Consider the following 21006-nt stretch of genomic DNA (forward strand, 5'->3'; position numbering starts at 1 on the left):
ATTCTTTTGTAGACCAACTAAGGAAGTCAATAGTTATTTTTAAAAATTTTTTAAAAAATTTTTAAGTCACAAAACTTAAAAATGTGCATAGCAAATAAGCCTCATACACTTTCTTTTTTTGAGGCAACACTTTTAATAGTTTATGCGACTAGCTTACTTTTTTCTCGAATTAGTTTTTGATGTTCTTCGGGTGTTCTTAACTCAAATGATTTTTGGTTTCTGAGAACAGCAAAAATAATTTGAACCATCTTTCGCATAATTGCACACATTACAACTTTGTATGGTTTTTCAGCTATTTTCTTTTCGAAATAAGCTCGCATAACAGGATTTAAATACTCTCGGTTGCGATTTGGATACACATTAGATTTTGCCAGCATATGGAGAATTGAGCGAACATTAGGTGATCCTCTTTTAGAGATTTTATTGTTTTTCCTATTGTATGTTCCACTTTGGGATACTCCTGGATCCAATCCAAAGAAGGCAACTAATTCTTTCGGTTTCGAGAAATTGGATATATCTCCAAGCTCTGATAAAACAACACATGCTGTATACTCTCCAACGCCTGGAATACTTTGTAAAAACACTATTTCTTTATGAAACTTTTCATCTAAAAGAGATAGTCTTTTGATCTCATCATCGATTGCTTTCAAAGCTTCCTGTAAACTGAAAATAACCTTTACAGTTGTTTGAATAAGTACTGCTGAACTAAGGTTTACTATACAAACTTCAATAGATTTTTTAGCAGCTTTCAATAGTTTTTCATATTTTGCTTCGGCATAGGAGCTGCTTTTATGTGAATTTTCTTTTATCAGTTGAATAATATCTTGCTTATTTTCAGGAGATAATACTTCTTGTATAGTAGGATATTTTTCAAGCAAAGACAAAGGTGTTTTCCCTTGCAAATCCGTAAATACTTTCTTGAAATCGGGAAAGGAAATATCTAAAAAAGCGATTAATCGGTTGATATGTTCCACAATTTCATCAGTCAATTCTTTATGCTGTCTGCAAAGCTTTTTGATACTGTTAACGGTATCTGAGTGTGTAATTGTTTCGTTGTAATTCTTAATACGATATAGTAACGCTATATTATATGCATCTGTTTTATCTGATTTAATTTTTCGGATATTGATATTTTTCAATGCTCCACTTTGAATCGGATTAATTACAATGACTTCGTAATTATGCTTACGAAAAAAATTAGCTAAAATTTGATGATAGTGTGCAGTAGCTTCCATGATAATTACTGCTCTGTCTTCGTACTCATCTTCTACCTTTTCAAGTACATATATGAGCGACTTCATACCATTAATATCATTAGAAATTTTAAGTCTTTTGATGATGTCATTATTGGTTGATAGAATACAGATATCACTGAAAACCTTACTCACATCAATTCCTACAACAATTTTTTCTGACATAATATACCTCCTATAATTTGGGATGCCCTGTTAATCCAAAACCACAACAGGCTCACGAGTTATACAGGTAATCAATAAATGAACCTAACCAACCGAAAAGATGAAAGGCAATGGAATGAGGGTGGAGTCTATTAAATGAGTAATTCCTAGATTGGAAACCCAGCAAGCACATAAAACAATCCCATTTCATCCCTAATATCTATAATTTTATCATAGATGATTAGGTTCATTTTTAAGAACTATGCTTAAAGCTGTTCTTATACTATTAGTATATGAGCAAGCACAGTAAGTGTACGGACACTTACGAAAAAATTGATGAAGCAGCCCTTCGGGATCTGCTTCTTTTTTTATCAATTTTTAGCTTGTTATAATCATAACCACCAGCTTAGCTGGTGGTTTGCACTGCCCCTATAAGGGGCTTTTACCTACTGTGCACCTTGTGCACTCTGAAAGTCCGCCTCCTGCACCACTTTCTCAACCGGTGCTAAAGCACCATCTTTATTTCTTCTTACTTATTCTTTTCCCCACTAAATGGATCTATATACTCTTTTATGCTTATTTGATCTTTTGTATAATCTTCTTTTAACTGATTTCTTATATATTCTTGTATCTTTTTTGCATTTTTTCCTGCTGTATCTACAAAATATCCTCTACACCAAAAATTTCTATTTCCATATTTATATTTTAAATTTGCGTGCCTATCAAATATCATTAAACTACTTTTTCCTTTTACATATCCCATTATTTCTGAAACACTATATTTTGGTGGTATTTCTATCAACATATGTATATGATCTGGACATAGTTCTGCTTCTATTATTTTTATTCCTTTTCTTGTCAATAAATCTCTTATTATTTTTCCTATATCTTCTTTTATTTTTCCATATATTATTTGTCTTCTATATTTTGGTGCAAATACTACATGGTACTTACAATTCCATGTTGTATGTGATAAACTGTTTTTATCCATATGGTAAAACTCCTCTCGTATTTTATTGTGCAGTTTGCTGACTACACTTATTTTATCACGAGAGGAGTTTTTTTACTTGAAGCTAAAGCTTACTGTTTCCCCCAGCATAGCTGGGGGTTTTATTGTGGTAAACCCACAAAAAGAGATTCCAGTAAATTATCCATTACATGAAATCCCTTTTATTTCAGGCAAACCAAAACCACACGAATTTTTGAAAAACCCGCTGGAATTTTGATTAGCCTCATTTTAATCATTTTATACAGTTTTAAACCTTTATTTTTGAGAAAAAAATAATCTTAACATGAGATTTTAGACTGTTTATCTTCTATAATTAATCTTATTTTTTTATAATAGCCACTTGTTTTTTCCCATACACTTTTGAAGTAAATTTATTATATTCGCCTGATGATTCCCATTTTCCAGCAATAACTATAATCTTATCTCTATTATTATATATTTCAGAGCGAATCTTTTTATAATTATCTTCATCCGAAAACGATAATATAAACGAATATTTTTTACTTTTAATAGGAGATACTAAATAAACTTCTTTCTTCTTATCATCATATAATTTTCCATCTACAGTAGTTTCAATTATCTTATTTCCAAAACACCCTTTTGGATATCTATATTCGCTCCTGTCATCTAATATCATTGAACCTATTTCTTTACCTGCATATGTGTTTCCAACAGGGAAACTTTTACACAATGAATATATTTGTCTTAATGTTCTTGGTGGATGAGCACTAGGTTCACCAGTCCCATGTGCAGAAGGAATGCTTTTTTGTGATGATGGTTTGGTGTTGCATAAAAGATTATTTATTGCATCTTCATAAACAAATTGGGATTCTTCATATTTGTTCGAATCAAACTCTGTACTACTATTCCCAAACGGACAATTCTTAATATGCTTAAAATCCGGTTTTGTCGCTCTAAAATAGGCACTTTTACTCCCATCAACTGCACAAATATATAATTTTGCGTTACACATATGATTAGGGCAAAAAAACGCAGTGTCCCTATCTTCTTCTATAGCTTCATCAGAATAAATTATATTTTTTCTATCTTTATCTCTATATGCATATTTTGCCATATCCTTACCTCCCAGTTTATAAAAACATATTTTATGACAATATTTCTGTTGTCTCTATATACTAAAAAGCCTCTTTGACAATATTCCTATAGTCTCAGCACGAACAAAAAGTAGTTCTATAGCCACAAACACCTATTTCCAGTGGTCAGAACTGTTGTCAAACGGTCTAATCAAGGAATTCCGACAATCCTTCAAAAATAGAGCGATTTATCGAAATCCCTTGATTTCAAGCCTTTTCTGTACTGTTTAGTCCTTAACTCTTGACATCAAACAGACCGTCTCCACATGCCCCGTCCCAGGAAACAAATCCACTGGCTGAACTTCCTGCACCTGATACCCATACTCACGCAGAATTTTCAGGTCGCGGGCCAGGGTTGAGGGGTTGCAGGAAACGTAGACGACTTTGGGGACGGACAGATTTTCGATCATTTCCAGGAGCGCGGGGTCGCAGCCTTTTCTGGGCGGGTCGAGGACAATGACATCGGGATGGACGCCTTCTTCTGCCAGTTTTGGGGCTTCTGTTTCGGATTTTCCCTGGATAAAGCGGATATTTTTGATCTGGTTGCGCTCGGCGTTCTCCTGGGCGTCGAGGACGGCGTTTTCCACGATCTCGATGCCATAGACCCGGGCGGCTTCGCGGGCCAGGTACAGGCCGATGGTGCCTGTGCCGCAATAAAGGTCGAAAAGTGTTTCGGCGCCGGTTAAGGTGGCCATCCTTTTCACCAGATCATACAGCACCTTTGTCTGGCGGGTATTGACCTGGAAAAAAGAATTGGGCGAGATTAGAAAGCTCAGGTCGCCAATGCGCTCCTCAATCTGCGGTGTGCCCAGCAGCAGGTGGTTTTCTCTGCCCAGCACGGCGTTCCCTCTGGTAGTATTGACATTCAGGTAGACGGAGCGCACCTCTGGAATTCTCTCGGTAATGGCCTGAAGAATTTTGTCTTTATGCTTGAGTTTTTTTCCGTTTCCCACGATCACAATCATATTTTCGCCCTGCTCGTTGGTTCTCTGGATAATTCCTCTCAGAAAGCCTGTATGCTGTTGCTCGTCGTAAAGCTCAAAGCAGCCATCTTTCAGCAGCGCGTTAAAGGTTTCAATGACCTGTACACAGCTTTCGGGCTGGGTCAGGCAGTCTTCGATGGGGACGATCTGATGGCTTCGCTTGGCGAAAAAGCCCACGCCTTTACCGCTGATTTTAAACTGGGCTTTATTGCGGTAGCGGTATGGCGTCTCCATGCCGATCACGGCGTTTACCGGGACGTCCTTAATCCCGCCGATTCTTTCCAGTGCGTCGGTGACGATTTTACGCTTGATGGCAAGCTGGGCATCGTACTGCACCTGCAGGAGCTGGCAGCCGCCACAGCGCCCAAAATAAGGACACGGAGGCTCCTGCCGTGTCCCGGAGGGGATAATCAATTTTAAAATCTTTCCGGTCATATAGGTCTTCTTGATGGCTGTTATCTCAATTTCCACCGTGTCTCCGGGCACGCCGCCGTCCACAAATACGATCATATTGTCGACCCGGCCAACGCCCTCGCCGCTGTGGGTAATATCCTCTAACACGATGGTGATTCTCTCTTTTATCTTCAATGGTTTCTTTTCCTTTCTCGGTTAGGATTATTGTAACAGAAAACGCCTGGTCTGTCATATAAAAAACCGCGCCGCTCTCGGTGAACGGCACGGTCTTTTTTATTCGTTATCCTTCAGATAGGCTTTCATTTTTTCAAAGGTTTCATCGCTGATGATATGTTCAATACAGCAGGCGTCGTTTTCTGCCACCTTGGGGCTGACATCCAGAACCTGGTTTAAAAACTTGGTAATAATGCAGTGTTTTTCATAGATTTTGATGCCCATGGCTTCGCCGCTGTCGGTCAGATAGATCTGGCCATAGCGTTCATGCTCTACATAGCCCAGGGATTTCAGCTTTTTGACGGCGTCGTTGGCGCTGGCCTTGCTCACCCCCATGGCCTGGGCAAGGTCGGTGATGCGGACGCCCCGGTTATCCTGTGAAAAATCCAAATATATGGTTTCAATATAGTCTTCAATTGATTCGGTTAGTTTTTTTTCCATTTCCATTTTTACCACCATTTTTTCTTTTATTTTTACCTCTGGTTCCCGGCTTTTTCTCTGGGGCCTTTCCCCCGACCATTTTTACGCCGCGGGGTTTTTCGGGGATCAGCGCCTCTTTGTGGCTGCCGATCAGGTCTCTCCGGCCGGCCTTTATCAAAGCCTCATGAACCAGCTTGTAGTTCTCCGGCCGATTATACTGGATCAGTGCGCGCTGCATCAGCTTTTCCCTGTCCTTTGGAATATGCATGGACTCCATGGTAAAGGGATTATAGCCTGTATAATACATGGCTGTGGCAATACTGCCCGGCGTCGGATAAAAATCCTGCACCTGCTCGGGCACAGCGCCGTGGTCCCGGATATACTCACTCAGGGTGATGGCATCGCTCAGGGTGCAGCCCGGGTGGCCGGTTATAAAATAAGGAACCACAAATTGATTGGTCTTGAACTGTTTATCATACTGGACAAATTCCCGGTAAAAACGTTCATAAACCGAAAAGTCCGGTTTTCCCATGCTGCGGAGCACAGACCCCGCCACATGCTCTGGCGCTACCCGCAGCTGTCCGCTGACGTGGTATTTCACCAGCTCTTTAAAAAAGCTTTTATTTTTATCCTTCAGGAGAAAATCGTAACGAATGCCGGAGCGGACAAACACCTTCTTGACGCCCGGCAGCTGCCTTACTGCCCGCAGCACCTCCAGGTATTCACTTTCGTCCGTGTCCAGATTCTCACAGGGCTTGGGAAACAGGCACTCCCTGTGCGGGCAGACGCCCTTTGTTTTCTGTTTTTCGCAGGCCGGATTTCTGAAATTAGCGGTTGGGCCGCCGATATCGTGGATATAGCCCTTAAAATCCGGATCTTTAATCATGCGTTTTGCTTCGGCCACAATGGAGGCCTTGCTCCGCTTTTGGATATACCGCCCCTGATGAATGGCAAGGGCACAGAAATGACAATTCCCAAAACAGCCCCTGTTGGCTGTAATACTGAATTTTATTTCCTCAATTCCCGGAATCGCGCCGTCTCCCAGCGCGCTTTCGCACTGGCGAAAGGTATAGGGCAGTCCATAGATTTCATCCATCTCTGCCTCGGTCAGCGGCATCTGCGGCGGATTCTGGCACAGGTACCGGTTGCCGGTCGGCTGGATAAAAGGCCTTGGGTTAAAGGGATCGTTGCTCCCATGAATGACTTTTGCCGCTTCGGCATAAGTCTTTTTATCCGCGGTCACCGCTTCGCAGCCTGGCAATTCCACACAATCCGAAAGCATTTCTTTAATGATACAGGCTGTACCTTTAATGTAGTTTAATTCAGATATTGGAATGCCGGCATTAAGGCTGTCCGCAATCTCGACAATGGCTTTTTCGCCCATGCCGTAGACCAGAAGATCGGCCCGGCTGTCAAACAGAATTGAGCGCCGCACCTTATTCTGCCAGTAGTCATAATGGGCAAAACGCCGCAGGCTGGCTTCAATCCCGCCGATAATCAACGGAATATCCTTGTAGGCTTCGCGTATTTTACCGCAGTAGACAATGGTGGCCCGGTCTGGCCGCCGGCCGGCAACACCTCCCGGCGTATACACATCTTTTTTCCGCCTCTTTTTATTGACGGTATAGTGGCTGACCATGGAATCGAGGTTCCCGGCTGTCACCATAAACCCCAGGCGCGGGCGGCCAAAGACCTCGAAATCCCCGGTGCTGTGCCAGTCGGGCTGGGCGATAATGCCCACCCGGTAGCCATGGCTTTCCAAAACCCGGGAAATCACCGCCGCCCCAAAGGAGGGATGATCCACATAGCCGTCCCCCGTAACCAGGGCAAAGTCAACCTCTGCCCATCCGCGGTCACGCATTTCCTGCCGATTGGTTGGTAAGCATTGGTTTTTCATAGCCATCACGCTGCCAGAAGCATCCAATTCGCCTGAATAACTGCCAGAACCACCAGGAAAATCGTCTGGGTCAGTTCAATGGTCAGGCCGATGGTATCGCCGGTAATGCCGCCGATTTTATGCTGTAAATAGAGCATGAGGCCTAAATTGATGACTATGGTTCCCAGCGCTGCAAAGAAGGCCACCGGCCCAATGGCAAACCAGGCAAAGGGCAGGATCAGCACCAGATAGAGCAGCACATGCCAGGGCTTGGTCATCTCGACAATCCGGCGTCCCAGTCCGCCGCCGCCCTCGGCGTAGGTTGAGAAGCAGCAGGTCTGTATGGCGCAGTATCGGCCGATAACTGGCATAAGGATCAGAATCAGCAGGTTTTCCGGCAGGATAACTGTATAGCAGGACCAGATGGTCAGAAACAGCAGGATCAGGCCGATGGCTCCAAAGGAACCCAGGCGGCTGTCCTTCATAATCTCCATCATTTTCGCGTGATCCCTGGCCGAGAACAGGGCGTCCACTGTATCGGCAAAGCCGTCGAGATGCAGACCGCCGGTAATCCAGATATAGACGATCATGGTAAAGAGGGCCTGCAACTGGATGACATGAATATAGGATAATACCCAGGAGACCGCGAACAGGATCGCCCCAACCAGAAGGCCCACGAGCGGCATAAAAATCATTGAATCATAAAATTCTTCCTCGCTCACATCCTTCAGCTTTATGGGAAAGCGGGTAAAAAAGGAAATGGCGATCAGTATTTTGCGCATAAAAACTCCTTTGTTGTCATAAGATCGTAAAAAGGCGCGGTAAATGCCGCGTGAACAAAAGAAAAGTATGAATGAACCCATCCATACTTTTCTCAGTTTACATTTTGTTAAGATTCATCGGGCAGATCGAATTTATTATTAATGAGTTCTATTAACTTTTCGACCGCGAGCTTTTCATCATCGCCCGAGGCTTCGATTACGATCTCATCGCCCTTTTGAACAGCTAAAATCATTACACCCATAATGCTTTTAGCGTTTACACGTGTTGAGCCTTTACTGATGTAAATTTCGCTCTTGAACTTATTGGCCGTTTGTACAAACAGAGATGCTGGTTTTGCATGGAGTCCAGCACGGTTTTGTACCACTACTTTGTCGGTTATCACATTATACACCCCTTTATAGAAAATTCCCCTATCGTATATATTATACAACGGCCTCTTATTTTTTTCAAGTAATTGCCTTTCTTTTTTCTTTATACTCTTGCCAAAATCTTTTTCAAACTATATAATAAGGGTATAGTTTGATTATAATAACCATTTGGAGGTGAACAATATGGATAAAGTAACAAAAGATATGGGCATCTTAGAGGCCGTTGAAAAATATCCTGATTCTGTGCCGGTTTTCCAGGCATACGGAATGCACTGCTTTGGCTGCATGGCTGCCCGCTTTGAAAATATTGAACAGGGCTGTCTCGCCCACGGCATTGATCCGGAAGCAATGGTCCGTTCCATTAACGACGCGTTAAACGCTGTTGATGCAACCAAATAATTAAATTCTTAAGAAAAGCGACGTTCTTTTAAGGACGTTGCTTTTTTATTTCAGGTTATCCCGGAATTTATTAAAATCACTTGTCATTTTCTTAGTTTTAAGGGAAAATAAGGTTAGTTCTATTTAGAGGGAGGTAAACATGAGTAAAAACGAAACCAAAAAAATGTTTAATGAGGAATTGACGGATTCCTTCGACGGGATTGTTGATATTTCCAAGGGAAGCCTTCAAACTCTGACCGACACCGATGAAAATATGTACCTCAGCTTTTATACAGACAGTCTGCTCTGGAGCTGCGGTTATAATAACCCCACCATTAACCGGGATATCAACGCTATGGTTAAGGATTATCAAAGGGAAAATAAGCCTGTGGATCTGGAGGCGCTCCTTGGTGACCTGGACGCGCAGCTCAAGCCGCATTTGCCTAAAAAGCTGGCTGTAACCTATTTCAACTCTGAAAACTCCTACCCACGCCTGCTCAAGGCTCTGTCCTCCAAGCGCGGCAAGACGGAATTTCTCTGCCTTGAAAAGCTTCCAGGTGTTTTCCCTGAGGAATTTGCCGACCAGATTTATTCATTCGAGGAGCTCATCGCCGATGATCCAAAGGTCAATATTGACGGCATCAAAAACACGGTGTTTCCTGAGCTCAAAACCATCAAACTCATTCTCAAAAAACACCGGAGCGCTTTGGCGGGCTGTATCATCAACCCCATTGTCACAAGTGACGCCTCCATCGCAAAAAAAGACCTGCTGGAGCCGATCCTGGACCTGCTTGCTAAGTTTAATATTCCCATTATCTGGGATGATTCCACAGCCGGTTTTTACCGGACCGGGCCGATTTTTTCCTATAAGCTCTATGACATCCAGCCCGATGTCCTTATCTACAACGGCAGCCTGTACAACCACCGCACCGTCCACTTTGTATCCATGACAAAGCGGATCAACAAGCTTTTCGCCATTCAGGAATCCCGGGTTGTTCTGGAGGACGTGCCCAACTATATCATGCTGAAGGTTGTCCTCAGCTTTATGGAATCCTCAAACCTGTCTAAAAAAATCCAGGCGCTGGGCACCCGGTTCCAGGGTAAGCTGCGGGCCCTTGAGGCCAACTGCGGCCGAAAATTCAGCATTAAAGGGAAAGGCTTGATTTTGTTCATTGATTTTAAAAAGGAAGCGGTCGCAGACAGCTTTGTGCAGTTTATGAAGGAAAAGGGGATTCTTGTAAAAAAATTCGCGGCGGTTCCGCAGTTTGTGATGATCTACCCGCCGCTCATCCTCACTGAAAAAAACATTGATGAGATTGTTGAAAACTTCAAACGCTTTTTCAACCAGCCCGCATAATCAGAGCCCGGCACAAAATTGTGCCGGGCTCGCTTCATTTTACCCCCGCTCAGGACTTCCGGCACATGACTGCCGTATAGATCAGGTTCAGGCCCACCCCGTTGGTGTTGACCTGTATGCCGTCCTTATTGATATGGTAGCCCTCCTCATGGGCTTCATTCAACTGCTTTTCAAATGACTTGCGGTCATTGGCCGTCACTACCTTGTAAAAATCCATGTTTACCTCCTGCTATCATCTCATATTTTCACAGTCCGGCTCCGGCCCGCCGGAGGGCTAAAAAAAGAACCTCCACCTGTTTTCGGTGGAGGTTCTTCAAAATTTGCCTCTTTGATGCTTCCACGCGAAACTGGCAAAACACGTATCTGACTTTCACAGTTGCGGTGGAGCAGTCTGCCTGGGGCATTCTTCCGTTGGTATGCTTTGCTTGAGGCTATTATAGCAAAATCCGGGTAAAATTTCAATATTAAATGATATTTTTTTGTTTATTCCTTAATCAATCTTCTGGATATTGACTACCATGGCCTTTGGCCGGGTCATGGCTTCGATGGAATATTTTACTCCCTGGGTACCCATTCCTGAGGCTTTTACACCTAAAAACGGGAAATGGTCGGGGCCACGCTCGGTTTTATTATTAATCTGTACGGTCCCCACCTCCAGGTGGTTGGCAATATAGAAGGCCTGATTGATATTATTGGTAAAAACAGAGGACTGAAGGCCGTATTCTGAGGCGTTGGCGATCTCGATGGCTTCCTCCACGCTCTTTATCCGAATAATGGGCAAAACAGGGCCAAAGGGCTCTTCCCATGCGATTTCCATATCTTTGGTCACATGGTCTAAAAGCGTTGGATAAAACAGGTTTTTCTCGCGTTTATTCCCTGTCAGGAGTTCCGCCCCCTTGTTCAGTGCGTCATCCACCAACCCCTGGACAAAATCCGCTGACTTATCGTCAATAAGCGGAACCACCGCAGCGTTCTTCCAGGGATCACCAACGTTCAGCTTTTCGACACGGGCTTTCAGCTTTTCAGCCAGGGCGTCTGCCACTTCCTCCTGTACGAGAATCCGTTTTACCGCGGTGCAGCGCTGTCCTGAGTAGGAAAAGGCACCGGACACAATATTATTGGCCGCAAAATCCAGGTCTGCGTCGGGCAAAACCACAGCGGCGTCCTTGCCGCCCAGTTCCAGAAGCAATGGCACCATCTCGGATATTTTTGAGATATGGCGTCCCACCTCGGTGCTTCCTGTAAAGTTGATAAAGTTAATCCCCTTGTGTGTGACCACATAATCGCCGATTTCACTTCCCCGGCCGGTTACGGTATTCAGCACGCCGGTTGGCAGGCCAGCCCGGTTGAGGATTTCCACCAAATGCAGTGAGCTGATGGCTCCCTGGGTTGCGGGCTTTAAAATCACGGTATTGCCGCCGATGAGTGCCGGTGCGATTTTTGACATGGCCAGGTTAACCGGATAGTTAAAGGGTGAGATGGCCAGAACCGTGCCCAGGGGAACCCTGGTCACATAGGAGATTTTGTTGCGGGTGCCGCCTGGAAAATTATCGCCACTGATGGCTTCGCCGGCCATGCTCTTTCCCACGTCGGCGGTATATCTTAAAAAGTCCGCGGTGCGCTCGATCTCGGAGCGGGCTGAGGCCAGATCCTTTGCGACCTCCTGCACCAGAACCTCTGCCATCTCGTCCAGATGCTTTTCAAAAAGATCCGCGGCGGCATAGAAAATTTCAGCCCGTTCATAGATGGGCATTTCGGCCCATGCCTGAAGGCTGTCCTTTGTGCTGGCAATGGCCTCATCCACCTCTTCTCTGCTCATAGCCGGTATCCGGCCCACCAGAGAACCGTCAATGGGCGATTTAATGGCAAGGGTCTGCCCCTCATCATTTCCGTCTATCCATTCTCCATTCAGGTAGCGCTTATAAACGCGTTCTTTCTTATCATTTATATCAAAAATTCTGTCAAAAAACATGCTTGCTCTCTCCTTTCGGTATTTCTCTCTATAAGATACCCTTTTGGAGAATAGACAAACGCAAAACTTTATCTGCACCGGCAATAACCATAAAAAAGCCCCCGGATTCCATATGGAGCCCGGGAGCTTTGTACTTTTAGCTTAGATTAGAATTCCTGCGCAGCCATGCGTTTGTAGCCTGCATAGCGTTCTTCAGCTTCTTCCTGTGCTTTTTCATATAACTGATCAGCAACTTCTGGGAAGCTTAAACGTAATGAGGTGTAACGAACTTCGCTGTTGATGAAATCCTGGAATTTACTGAAGTCTGGTTCTTTAGAATCCAGTGTGAATGGGTTCTTGCCTTCGGCTTTCAGCATTGGGTTGTAACGGTATAAGTGCCAGTAGCCGCATGCAACAGCATCTGCTTCATGAGACTGGGTACGGCCCATACCGCCCTTGATACCGTGGTTGATACATGGCGCGTAAGCAATGATCAGGGATGGACCCGGATAAGCTTCCGCTTCCTGTAATACCTTCATGTACTGGTTCTTGTCAGCACCCATGGCAACCTGGGCAACATATACGTAGCCGTAGGTAGCTGCCATCATACCAAGGTCTTTTTTCTTGATTCTTTCGCCGGATGCTGCGAACTGTGCAACGGCACCGGTCGGAGTAGATTTAGAAGCCTGGCCGCCAGTGTTGGAGTAAACTTCTGTATCCAGAACGAATACATTGATGTCTTCCTTGGAGGCTAATACATGGTCTAAACCGCCGTATCCGATATCGTAAGCCCAGCCGTCACCACCGAATACCCATACGGATTTCTTGACATAGTGATCTGCGTTGTCCTTAACGAATTTCAGTTTATCTGCCAGTACCTGGTCGTCTACAGAGTAGCCTTCCAGAGCGGCTTTTAATTCGGCAGATGCTTCTTTAGAACCTTCTGCGTCATCTTTATTTTCAATCCACTTGTTTGCGGCTGCTTTAACTGCTTCAGGTGCAGTTTCCGCGATTGCTGCTAAGTAGTTCGCAAGGGTTTCTCTGATCTTGTTGCTGGCCTGTAACATACCGAAGCCATATTCTGCATTGTCTTCGAACAGGGAGTTTGCCCATGCAGGACCCTGACCCTTAGCGTTCTTGCAGTATGGTGTGGATGGTGTGGAAGCGCCCCAGATTGAAGAACAGCCGGTAGCGTTGGCGATCATCATGCGGTCACCGTATAACTGGGTAACAGCCTTGATGTATGGTGTTTCACCACAACCAGCACAAGCGCCGGAGAATTCAAGCAACGGCTGGCAGAACTGGCTGCCCTTAACGGTGTATTTATTCATGCGGTCGTCTTTAACTGGAACAGTTGTGGCATATTCCCAGTTAGCAACCTGATTTTCCTGAGTTTCAAGAGGTTTCATTTCCAGAGCTTTTGTCTTAGCCGGACATGCGTCAGCACAGTTGCCGCAGCCTGTACAGTCTAATACGCTCACCTGGATTCTGTACTGTAAGCCATCGAACTGTTTACCGTTCGCTTTGATGCTGTCAAAGCCTTCCGGAGCAGCCGCTTTTTCAGCTTCGTCCATTAATACTGGGCGGATCGCAGCGTGCGGGCATACGAAGGAACACTGGTTACACTGGATACAGTTTTCCGGAATCCACTGCGGTACATTTACAGCGATACCACGTTTTTCATAAGCGGAAGAACCAGCCATGTAAGTACCATCTTCATTGTCGACGAAAGCGGAAACTGGAATGCTGTTGCCTTCAAAGCGGTTAACCGGGCGCAGGATTTCCTTAACGAATTTTGGTTCGTCTTTGGCTTCTACTGCTTCGTCCTGTGCATTTGCCCAGTCAGCAGGAATTTCTACCTTGGTTAAGATATCCGGGTTGATACCAGCGTCAACAGCTTCATAGTTCATATTGACGATCTTGTCACCCTTCTTACCGTAGGATTTCATGATCCCTTCCTTCATGAACTTAACCGCGTCATCAATTGGAATGATGTCGGCCAGTTTGAAGAAGGCTGCCTGCATGATGGTGTTGGTTCTGCGGCCAAGACCGATTTCTTCTGCAACCTTGGTTGCGTTGATGATATAGAACTGTGTATCATTTTCAGCCATGTAGCGTTTCATGCTTGCTGGTAAGCGTTCGCCCAGCTCATCGACAGACCAAACGGTGTTCAGTAAGAATGTGCCGCCTTTTTTCAGCCCGTTTAACAGGTCATACTGGTGTACATAAGCCTGTGTAGAGCAGGAAATAAAGTCAGAGTTAACGATCAGGTATGGTGACTTGATCGGCTGTTTACCGAATCTTAAGTGAGAAACGGTGATACCGCCGGATTTCTTGGAGTCATAGTCAAAATAACCCTGAGCGTATAAGTCGGTGTGGTCACCGATGATTTTGATGGAGTTTTTGTTGGCGCCGACAGTACCGTCAGAACCCAGACCCCAGAATTTACAGCCCTTAGTTCCTTCTGGAACAGTGTGGATATTATCTGTTACTTCCAGGCTGGTGAAGGTAACATCATCGACGATACCGATGGTGAATTTATCTTTCGGTGTATCTAATTTCAGGTTGTCATAAACAGCCTTGATCTGGCCAGGAGTGGTATCCTTGGAGCTTAAGCCGTAACGGCCCGCAATAATCAGAGGCGCGTTTTCCTTGCCGTAGAAAATGGTGCAGACATCCTGGTATAAAGGATCGCCGAGAGCGCCAGGTTCTTTTGTTCTGTCTAAGACACAGATACGTTTAACATTTTTCGGTAATGCTTCAAAGAAGTATTTTTCAGAGAAAGGTCTGAACAGGTGTACTTTCAGCACACCAACCTTTTCGCCCTGCGCAGCCAGGTAGTCAATGGTTTCTTCAATACAGTCTGTAACTGAACCCATTGCAACAATGATGTTTTCAGCATCCGGATCGCCGTAGTAGTTGAACGGGTGGTATTCTCTGCCGGTTTCTGCGGAGACTTTGTCCATGTATTCTGCAACGATGTCTGGAACAGCATCGTAGAATTTATTGCAGGCTTCACGTGCCTGGAAGAAGACATCGCCATTCTGGGCGGTACCTCTTGTTACAGGGTGTTCCGGATTTAAAGCGTGGTCTCTGAATGCCTGAATCGCATCCCAGTCAACCATTTTCTTGTAAGCTTCATAATCCATAACTTCAACCTTCTGAACTTCATGAGAGGTTCTGAAGCCGTCGAAGAAGTGTAAGAACGGAATTCTTGATTTGATGGCAGCTAAATGCGCAACGCCGCCTAAATCCATGACTTCCTGTACAGAACCGGTGGCCAGCATAGCGAAACCAGTCTGGCGGCAGGCCATAACATCGCCGTGGTCGCCGAAGATTGATAAAGCGTGAGCAGCCAGTGTACGGGCAGATACATGGAATACGCCTGGTAATAATTCACCGGCGATTTTATACATATTCGGGATCATTAATAAAAGACCCTGAGAAGCTGTAAAGGTTGTTGTTAAAGCACCGGCAGCCAAAGAACCGTGGACTGTACCAGCGGCGCCCCCTTCAGACTGCATTTCAGATACTTTGACGGTTTCTCCAAAAATGTTTTTTCTTCCCTGTGCAGACCAGGCGTCAACGTGTTCAGCCATTGGGGAAGACGGGGTGATTGGGAAAATGCCAGCTACTTCAGTAAAGGCGTATGCCACGTGAGCAGCAGCCTGGTTCCCATCCATTGTCATCATTGTTTTGGACATGATATTCCTCCTTAGAAATTAAGCATTTAAAAATGTATTAATTGTGTATAACAAATTTTTACCTTTAACGATTATAACACAATTCAATTAGGGTGTATACACACCTTTTCGGATAATTTTTTGTCCTGTTTTCCGTACAGAAATCTCTGTTAAAAATTTGACAGGTAAAATTTTGATTTCGGGTATTTTTTGGACAAATTTTGACGCCTCTTCGCCGTTTTGAACAGGTTTTCAGCGCCATTCTTTTCACTTCGCGCTTAAAACAGCGCTTCTTTCCATTTTTCAGGCATCCAGCTCTGCTATTTTCTTCTCGATGGCCTCGATGACGGTTTTCAGCACCTTGATGCGGGCGTAGTATTTGTCATTGCCCTCCACCACGATCCATGGCGCGTTTTCGGTCGAGGTTTTTAATAGCATCCGATCCACAGCCACCACATAGGCGTCCCATTTTTCGCGGTTGCGCCAGTCCTCATCGGTGATCTTCCACTGCTTGTCCGGATCGTTTTCCCTCTCCTTGAAGCGCTTCTCCTGTTCGTCCTTGCTGATGTTCATCCAGAATTTCAGCGCCACTGCCCCAAAATCGGTCAGCTGTTTTTCAAAATCGTTGATCTCCCGGAATGCCCGGCGGTAATCGTCGGCAGTGCAGAAGCCCTCGATGGGCTCAACCATCACCCGACCGTACCAGGTGCGGTCGTAGATGCTGAAATGCCCGCGCTTGGGCACCGTTTTCCAGAAACGCCATAACCAGTTATGGGCCAGCTCCTCGCTGGTGGGCGCAGCAGTGGGATAAACACGGTAGCCCCTGGGGTCCAGGTTTTCGCAAAGGCGTTTGATGGCCCCGCCCTTGCCTCCGGCGTCCCAGCCCTCAAAGCCGATAATGACGGGGATACGGCGGCTGTAAATCTGATACTCGAGATCCCGCAGCTTTTTCTGGCATTTTTTCAGTTCTTCCCTGTAAGTCTCCCGGTCCATGCACTTGTCCATGTCCACAGATTCCAGCACCGGGGTGCGGTATGGGTCGTCCTCTGCTGAGATAAGGGGCTGTAGCACTGGCTTTTCGGCGTTTTCCACTTTCTCGATTTCCTTTTCCAGCCGGAACGCAAGGGTGTTGTAAATTTTCAGACAGGCGTAGTCCTTATGATGGCCCTCCACCAGGGTCCATGGGCCGCAGTCGGTATCGGTGGCCTCCAGCGCGTGATTAAGCTTTTTATAAAGCTTATCGTAGTTTTTATTTTCACGCCAGTCCTCCCCGGTCACGCGCCAGCTGGTGGATGGATTTTCCTCCAGCTTTTCAAAGCGCTTTTTCTGCTCCTTCTGGCTGATATGGATAAAAAACTTAATGATGACTGTCCCGTTTTGTGCCAGAACCTTCTCAAAATCATTGGCCTGGTGCAGAAGCAGCTTCAGTTCACCCTTGTCCAGCTTTGGCCGGTGAACAAGATCGCTGTAATAGCTGCGGTCAAACAGGACCATCCGTCCCTTTTCTGGTGTTTTGGTCCAGTAGCGCCACAGCAGGGGCCGGTTGATTTCGTCATCGTTGGGCTTGATGGCATTGTATACCACAAAGCTTCTGGGGTCCAGCGGAATCATCAGGTCGTTGATCAGCGTCCCCTTGCCCGCGGCGTCCCAGCCTTCAAAAATAATCAGTACGGGTATTCCCAGCTCCTTTATCCGGCGCTGCAGGGCGCCCAGCTTAATGGAGAGGGCATCTTTTTCTTCCTTATAAACCGCTTTTTCAACTTCAACATCAAGATTTAATTTTTCCAGCATACGCATCGCTCCTTCATCGGGATTTATTGCACGATCGCTTCTATTATATACGGTCAATCTAAATTTTATATAAAAACCGACTAAAAAAGACTTGTTTGTCGAAACAAGTCTTTTCTCAAATGCTGATTTATTTTTGATAGCTGTTAAATACTTCTTCCAGATTATCCTGAGAAAGGGTCTTCATCAGGTATTCGGCATATTCCGCGCCGGTGGCGCCGGTATCCCGGCCGGTAATTTCCAGCTTCTTTTCAAAATTGCCGCAGATGTCCAGAGCCATCTGGAGCTTTCTGGCTTCGTCCATATAGCCGATGTGTTCGAGCAGCATGCCGGCAGCGCGGATAATGCTGCAGGGATCTGCGTACTGGCCGCGTCCCTCGTCGACCATTCTCGGCGCTGAGCCGTGGATGGCTTCAAACATGGCGTAGCGCTTGCCGATGTTTGCAGAGCCCGCGGTGCCAACACCGCCCTGGAACTCAGCCGCCTCATCGGTCAGGATATCGCCGTAAAGGTTGGGCAGTACCATCACCTTGAACTGGGAACGGCGTTTTTCATCGACCAGCTTGGCGGTCATGATGTCAATATACCAGTCGTCCATTTCCACTTCCGGGTATTCCTTCGCGATGGCCTTGGCGGTATCTAAAAACTTGCCGTCGGTTGTTTTGATGACATTGGCTTTGGTGACCACTGTCACCTTATTTTTACCGGATTTTTTCGCGTAGTCAAAAGCCGCGCGGATGATTCTCTCTGAGCCCTCCTGGGTGGTGACGGTAAAGTCAATGGCCAGGTCGTCATTGACATGGACGCCCTTGCTGCCGACTGCGTAGCCGCCCTCGGTGTTCTCACGGTAGAAGGTCCAGTCAATATCCTTTTCGGGAACTGAGACCGGACGCACATTGGCGAACAAATCCAGCTCGCGGCGCATGGCCACGTTGGCGCTCTCGATGTTCGGCCATTTATCCCCTTCTCTCGGGGTGGTGGTTGGTCCTTTTAAGATAACGTCACATTCCTTTAATTCTGCCAGGACATCGTCTGGAATGGCTTTGCCGCAGGCTGCACGGTTTTCGATGGTCAGGCCGTCGATTTCCTTAAAGACAACGCGTTCCTTTTCCACGTCATCCTTTAACAGAAACGCCAGGACCTTTTCGGCCTCCGCGGTAATGAAAGGGCCGATACCGTCGCCGCCGACAATCCCGATCACAATTTGATCTTTAGACGCATAGTCGACAAATTCGCTTTCGGCTTTCATGCGGTCAATACGCGTAAACTGTTCTTCCAGAATTTTACCAAAATGTGCTTTTGCTTTTTCAATCTCTTCTAAATGTTTCAAACCCAATGTCTTCCTCCAGAATCTCTATTTTATTTAAAAAACTAAGCCAGGCTAGTCTTGAAATCTTAACTTGTAGTACAGCTTGCGCGGAGTATGCTCGCAAACCATCTCTTTAATGGCAACACCCTTATCCACCGCTGTGACCACCCAGCTTTCGCGGTGCCTGGGCGGGGTAATGGTGAGCGGGAACATGTGCTTGACAATCATGTCTGCCTCTTTATCGTTGATATTAAAATATTTCCTTGCGTTTTTAAGCGCTGTCTTGGGATGGCTGAAGCCGTGCATCTGACGGATACGGTCAAATCCCCTGCCGTCTTTCTCATTATCGCGCCAGTCCTGAAAAAAGAAGTCGTGCAGTAGCGCGCCGCGCGCCACTGAGACATAGTCAAGGCCCAGCTTTTTGGCAATGAGGTATGAGTTGTAGCCAACCGCCACCGAATGCGCGTAAAGCCCATTGCCATGGTGGTCGATGTCTCTCAGCTCCTGAAATTTAGGATGATCGATGATGTCACTGACGATTTCCAAAAATTCTTCACTGTATTTTCTTTTATATATATATTCCAAATGTTCTGCATCTCACATTCTTTGTTATTTTGCTTACTCTGTCTGAATAAAGCTTTGCACTTATTATACCACACTTTTTTAATTTTAGATTAAAAATTGTATACAGCAACGTTTTCATAATCATCTTCGCTTAAATCGGTTAAGAATCCTCCGCCCCTATTCTATTTTAAAGAAAAAGGTGCTATTATTAATCATAACATCATATGCAAGGAGATTTAACATGAAATTCAAGGACCTACTACTCGGCACCGCGGCCTTTACCTTTGCCGCCTCCACAGCCTTTTTCGCCTGTGTTCTGAAAAAAGGCCATGATTTTGAGGAGAGCATGGATAAGACCGGAAACGCTCTGGACCAGTGCGTTATCTGCGGCGGTAAAAATAAAATCGTGGGTGACGTGCCCATGCAGGATATGAAGATCGGCGTTTTCTGCGGCGGCATGAGTGTTGACCTTTCCCAGGTGAAAGCCGACAAAAAGCAATACGATCTGGACATTGAGGTGAGAAATGGCGGCGTCAATGTGATTATACCGGAGAACTTTAAGCTGAACGTGACGGATCGCTGCCGTATGGGTGGTATCTGCGACGATACCAGGCATCCCGAGGGCGACGGCATGGTCGTGCTCACCGTTTATGCCGACGTCTGCGGCGGCGCCCTGCATTTTGAAAATCCCATCAGTGTCAGCGAGACCATTGAAGCGGATGACGAAAGGCTGACTGCCTGCCCCTGCGCACCGCTGGCCTGACCCAGATAAGCTTAACCCGAGATCGGCGCAAAATTGTGCCGATCTTTTTCAGGCTGTCAGAAAGACACGCTGCCCGGGGCTGCGCCTTTTATCCAGAAAAGAAAATGACAATTTTTTATACTTGACTATTTTTATCCACATTGCTATAATGAGTTTATAAATTTGAAAGGATTACATTTGTGCTGATTACGAGAGAAACCGATTATGCATTGAGACTTGTACGTTCTCTGGCCGACGGCGAGCGCCGTTCTGTGAGCCAGCTTTCGGACGAGGAACAAATACCAAAGGCCTTTGCCTACAAAATCATCAAAAAGCTGGAACGCGCCGGCCTGGTGAGTATCGCCCGCGGCAGCGAAGGCGGCTGCAGCCTTAATAAGCCGACCAGCGCCATATCTCTGTATGATCTGATGTGCGCCATTGATGGAAGCTGTTCTCTGTCCCCCTGCATGGAATCGGGCTATCGCTGCGAATGGTGTGAAAAACACGGCAGCTGCTGTTTTCATAATCACCTCATGGTTATCCAGGAAGAGCTCAACGACCGATTGAAGGCCAGTAGCTTAGAAGAAATTTTAAAATGCGGGTGACCGCATGGTTTTTTCGGCAATATTGGACAAAAATTATCCAATATATGGTATTGATTCATTTATATTTCAAGG

General features: G+C 45.7%; 19 protein-coding genes. 5 read left to right on the plus strand and 14 right to left on the minus strand.

What is annotated here, in order from left to right:
- Positions 1 to 140: 140 nt before the first annotated feature.
- Positions 141 to 1418 (minus strand): IS110 family RNA-guided transposase, encoded by a 1278-nt coding sequence (locus tag BUC22_RS02175; protein WP_073382191.1) that lies wholly within the window; start codon positions 1416 to 1418, stop codon positions 141 to 143.
- A gap of 508 nt (positions 1419 to 1926) precedes the next feature.
- Complete coding sequence (gene tnpA, locus BUC22_RS02180; protein ID WP_073382194.1) at positions 1927 to 2388, minus strand: IS200/IS605 family transposase; 462 nt, start codon at positions 2386 to 2388, stop codon at positions 1927 to 1929.
- A 76-nt stretch (positions 2389 to 2464) separates the two neighbouring features.
- Here tnpA and BUC22_RS21650 point away from each other — a divergent pair, with 76 nt between their 5' ends.
- Positions 2465 to 2623 carry a hypothetical protein gene (locus BUC22_RS21650; RefSeq protein ID WP_159435601.1) on the plus strand — a complete coding sequence of 53 codons (159 nt, stop codon included), beginning with the start codon at positions 2465 to 2467 and terminating at the stop codon, positions 2621 to 2623.
- A gap of 102 nt (positions 2624 to 2725) precedes the next feature.
- On the opposite strand, the gene BUC22_RS02185 is transcribed toward BUC22_RS21650, so the two are convergent.
- From BUC22_RS02185 to BUC22_RS02210, 6 genes are all read right to left on the minus strand, one after another.
- Complete coding sequence (locus tag BUC22_RS02185; RefSeq protein ID WP_073382196.1) at positions 2726 to 3481, minus strand: hypothetical protein; 756 nt, start codon at positions 3479 to 3481, stop codon at positions 2726 to 2728.
- A 246-nt stretch (positions 3482 to 3727) separates the two neighbouring features.
- A complete protein-coding gene (gene rlmD / locus BUC22_RS02190; RefSeq protein WP_073382199.1) occupies positions 3728 to 5071 on the minus strand; it encodes a 23S rRNA (uracil(1939)-C(5))-methyltransferase RlmD in 1344 nt (447 codons plus the stop codon).
- 99 nt (positions 5072 to 5170) lie between these two features.
- Positions 5171 to 5557, minus strand: coding sequence for a metal-dependent transcriptional regulator (locus BUC22_RS02195; protein WP_013379842.1), 387 nt, complete (start codon positions 5555 to 5557; stop codon positions 5171 to 5173).
- Positions 5523 to 7427 carry a YgiQ family radical SAM protein gene (locus BUC22_RS02200; RefSeq protein WP_238054320.1) on the minus strand — a complete coding sequence of 635 codons (1905 nt, stop codon included), beginning with the start codon at positions 7425 to 7427 and terminating at the stop codon, positions 5523 to 5525. Before BUC22_RS02200 ends, BUC22_RS02195 begins: the two co-directional genes overlap by 35 nt.
- Positions 7428 to 7432: 5 nt before the next feature.
- Positions 7433 to 8188: an adenosylcobinamide-GDP ribazoletransferase gene (gene cobS / locus BUC22_RS02205; RefSeq protein ID WP_073382204.1), complete on the minus strand. Its 756-nt coding sequence runs from the start codon at positions 8186 to 8188 to the stop codon at positions 7433 to 7435.
- Between the two features lie 107 nt (positions 8189 to 8295).
- The gene (locus tag BUC22_RS02210) at positions 8296 to 8571 is read right to left on the minus strand and encodes an HPr family phosphocarrier protein (protein WP_041690139.1); all 276 of its coding nucleotides are present in this window, start codon (positions 8569 to 8571) and stop codon (positions 8296 to 8298) included.
- 169 nt (positions 8572 to 8740) lie between these two features.
- Here BUC22_RS02210 and BUC22_RS02215 point away from each other — a divergent pair, with 169 nt between their 5' ends.
- Together BUC22_RS02215 and BUC22_RS02220 are read left to right on the plus strand one after the other, a co-directional pair.
- Complete coding sequence (locus BUC22_RS02215; RefSeq protein ID WP_013379838.1) at positions 8741 to 8956, plus strand: DUF1858 domain-containing protein; 216 nt, start codon at positions 8741 to 8743, stop codon at positions 8954 to 8956.
- Between the two features lie 139 nt (positions 8957 to 9095).
- Entirely contained in the window at positions 9096 to 10292 is a 1197-nt protein-coding gene (locus BUC22_RS02220) for an aminotransferase class III-fold pyridoxal phosphate-dependent enzyme (RefSeq protein ID WP_013379837.1), read from the plus strand.
- A gap of 49 nt (positions 10293 to 10341) precedes the next feature.
- Here BUC22_RS02220 and BUC22_RS21655 read toward each other — a convergent pair whose 3' ends face one another.
- The 6 genes from BUC22_RS21655 to BUC22_RS02245 all read right to left on the minus strand — a co-directional run bounded on the left by BUC22_RS21655 (position 10342) and on the right by BUC22_RS02245 (position 19608).
- A complete protein-coding gene (locus BUC22_RS21655) occupies positions 10342 to 10509 on the minus strand; it encodes a hypothetical protein (RefSeq protein WP_013379836.1) in 168 nt (55 codons plus the stop codon).
- Positions 10510 to 10782: 273 nt separating this feature from the next.
- On the minus strand, positions 10783 to 12264 hold the full coding sequence (locus BUC22_RS02225) for an NADP-dependent glyceraldehyde-3-phosphate dehydrogenase (protein WP_013379835.1): 1482 nt from the start codon (positions 12262 to 12264) through the stop codon (positions 10783 to 10785).
- Between the two features lie 146 nt (positions 12265 to 12410).
- Positions 12411 to 15947: a pyruvate:ferredoxin (flavodoxin) oxidoreductase gene (nifJ, locus tag BUC22_RS02230; RefSeq protein ID WP_073382207.1), complete on the minus strand. Its 3537-nt coding sequence runs from the start codon at positions 15945 to 15947 to the stop codon at positions 12411 to 12413.
- Between the two features lie 282 nt (positions 15948 to 16229).
- On the minus strand, positions 16230 to 17717 hold the full coding sequence (gene pap / locus BUC22_RS02235; protein ID WP_013379833.1) for a polyphosphate:AMP phosphotransferase: 1488 nt from the start codon (positions 17715 to 17717) through the stop codon (positions 16230 to 16232).
- A gap of 127 nt (positions 17718 to 17844) precedes the next feature.
- Positions 17845 to 19050, minus strand: a complete 1206-nt coding sequence (locus BUC22_RS02240) for an isocitrate/isopropylmalate family dehydrogenase (RefSeq protein ID WP_013379832.1) — start codon at positions 19048 to 19050, stop codon at positions 17845 to 17847.
- Positions 19051 to 19095: 45 nt separating this feature from the next.
- On the minus strand, positions 19096 to 19608 hold the full coding sequence (locus BUC22_RS02245) for an HDIG domain-containing metalloprotein (protein WP_013379831.1): 513 nt from the start codon (positions 19606 to 19608) through the stop codon (positions 19096 to 19098).
- A gap of 220 nt (positions 19609 to 19828) precedes the next feature.
- Between BUC22_RS02245 and BUC22_RS02250 the strand changes: the two genes are divergently transcribed.
- Both BUC22_RS02250 and BUC22_RS02255 read left to right on the plus strand, forming a co-directional pair.
- Positions 19829 to 20350 (plus strand): hypothetical protein, encoded by a 522-nt coding sequence (locus BUC22_RS02250; RefSeq protein WP_073382209.1) that lies wholly within the window; start codon positions 19829 to 19831, stop codon positions 20348 to 20350.
- A 179-nt stretch (positions 20351 to 20529) separates the two neighbouring features.
- Positions 20530 to 20934, plus strand: coding sequence for an RrF2 family transcriptional regulator (locus tag BUC22_RS02255; protein WP_013379829.1), 405 nt, complete (start codon positions 20530 to 20532; stop codon positions 20932 to 20934).
- The last annotated feature ends 72 nt before the right edge of the window (positions 20935 to 21006 follow it).

It is taken from the genome of Eubacterium callanderi, assembly GCF_900142645.1.
GTDB classification, from domain to species: Bacteria; Bacillota; Clostridia; order Eubacteriales; family Eubacteriaceae; genus Eubacterium; species Eubacterium callanderi.

Excerpts from the sequence above, each read along its gene's own strand:
- BUC22_RS02175 (WP_073382191.1), bottom strand. The coding sequence starts at position 1,418 with ATGTCAGAAAAAATTGTTGTAGGAATTGATGTGAGTAAGGTTTTCAGT.
- tnpA (WP_073382194.1), bottom strand. The coding sequence starts at position 2,388 with ATGGATAAAAACAGTTTATCACATACAACATGGAATTGTAAGTACCAT.
- BUC22_RS02185 (WP_073382196.1), bottom strand. The coding sequence starts at position 3,481 with ATGGCAAAATATGCATATAGAGATAAAGATAGAAAAAATATAATTTAT.
- BUC22_RS02195 (WP_013379842.1), bottom strand. The coding sequence starts at position 5,557 with ATGGAAATGGAAAAAAAACTAACCGAATCAATTGAAGACTATATTGAA.
- BUC22_RS02200 (WP_238054320.1), bottom strand. The coding sequence starts at position 7,427 with ATGAAAAACCAATGCTTACCAACCAATCGGCAGGAAATGCGTGACCGC.
- cobS (WP_073382204.1), bottom strand. The coding sequence starts at position 8,188 with ATGCGCAAAATACTGATCGCCATTTCCTTTTTTACCCGCTTTCCCATA.
- BUC22_RS02215 (WP_013379838.1), top strand. The coding sequence starts at position 8,741 with ATGGATAAAGTAACAAAAGATATGGGCATCTTAGAGGCCGTTGAAAAA.
- BUC22_RS02220 (WP_013379837.1), top strand. The coding sequence starts at position 9,096 with ATGAGTAAAAACGAAACCAAAAAAATGTTTAATGAGGAATTGACGGAT.
- BUC22_RS21655 (WP_013379836.1), bottom strand. The coding sequence starts at position 10,509 with ATGGATTTTTACAAGGTAGTGACGGCCAATGACCGCAAGTCATTTGAA.
- BUC22_RS02225 (WP_013379835.1), bottom strand. The coding sequence starts at position 12,264 with ATGTTTTTTGACAGAATTTTTGATATAAATGATAAGAAAGAACGCGTT.
- nifJ (WP_073382207.1), bottom strand. The coding sequence starts at position 15,947 with ATGTCCAAAACAATGATGACAATGGATGGGAACCAGGCTGCTGCTCAC.
- pap (WP_013379833.1), bottom strand. The coding sequence starts at position 17,717 with ATGCTGGAAAAATTAAATCTTGATGTTGAAGTTGAAAAAGCGGTTTAT.
- BUC22_RS02250 (WP_073382209.1), top strand. The coding sequence starts at position 19,829 with ATGAAATTCAAGGACCTACTACTCGGCACCGCGGCCTTTACCTTTGCC.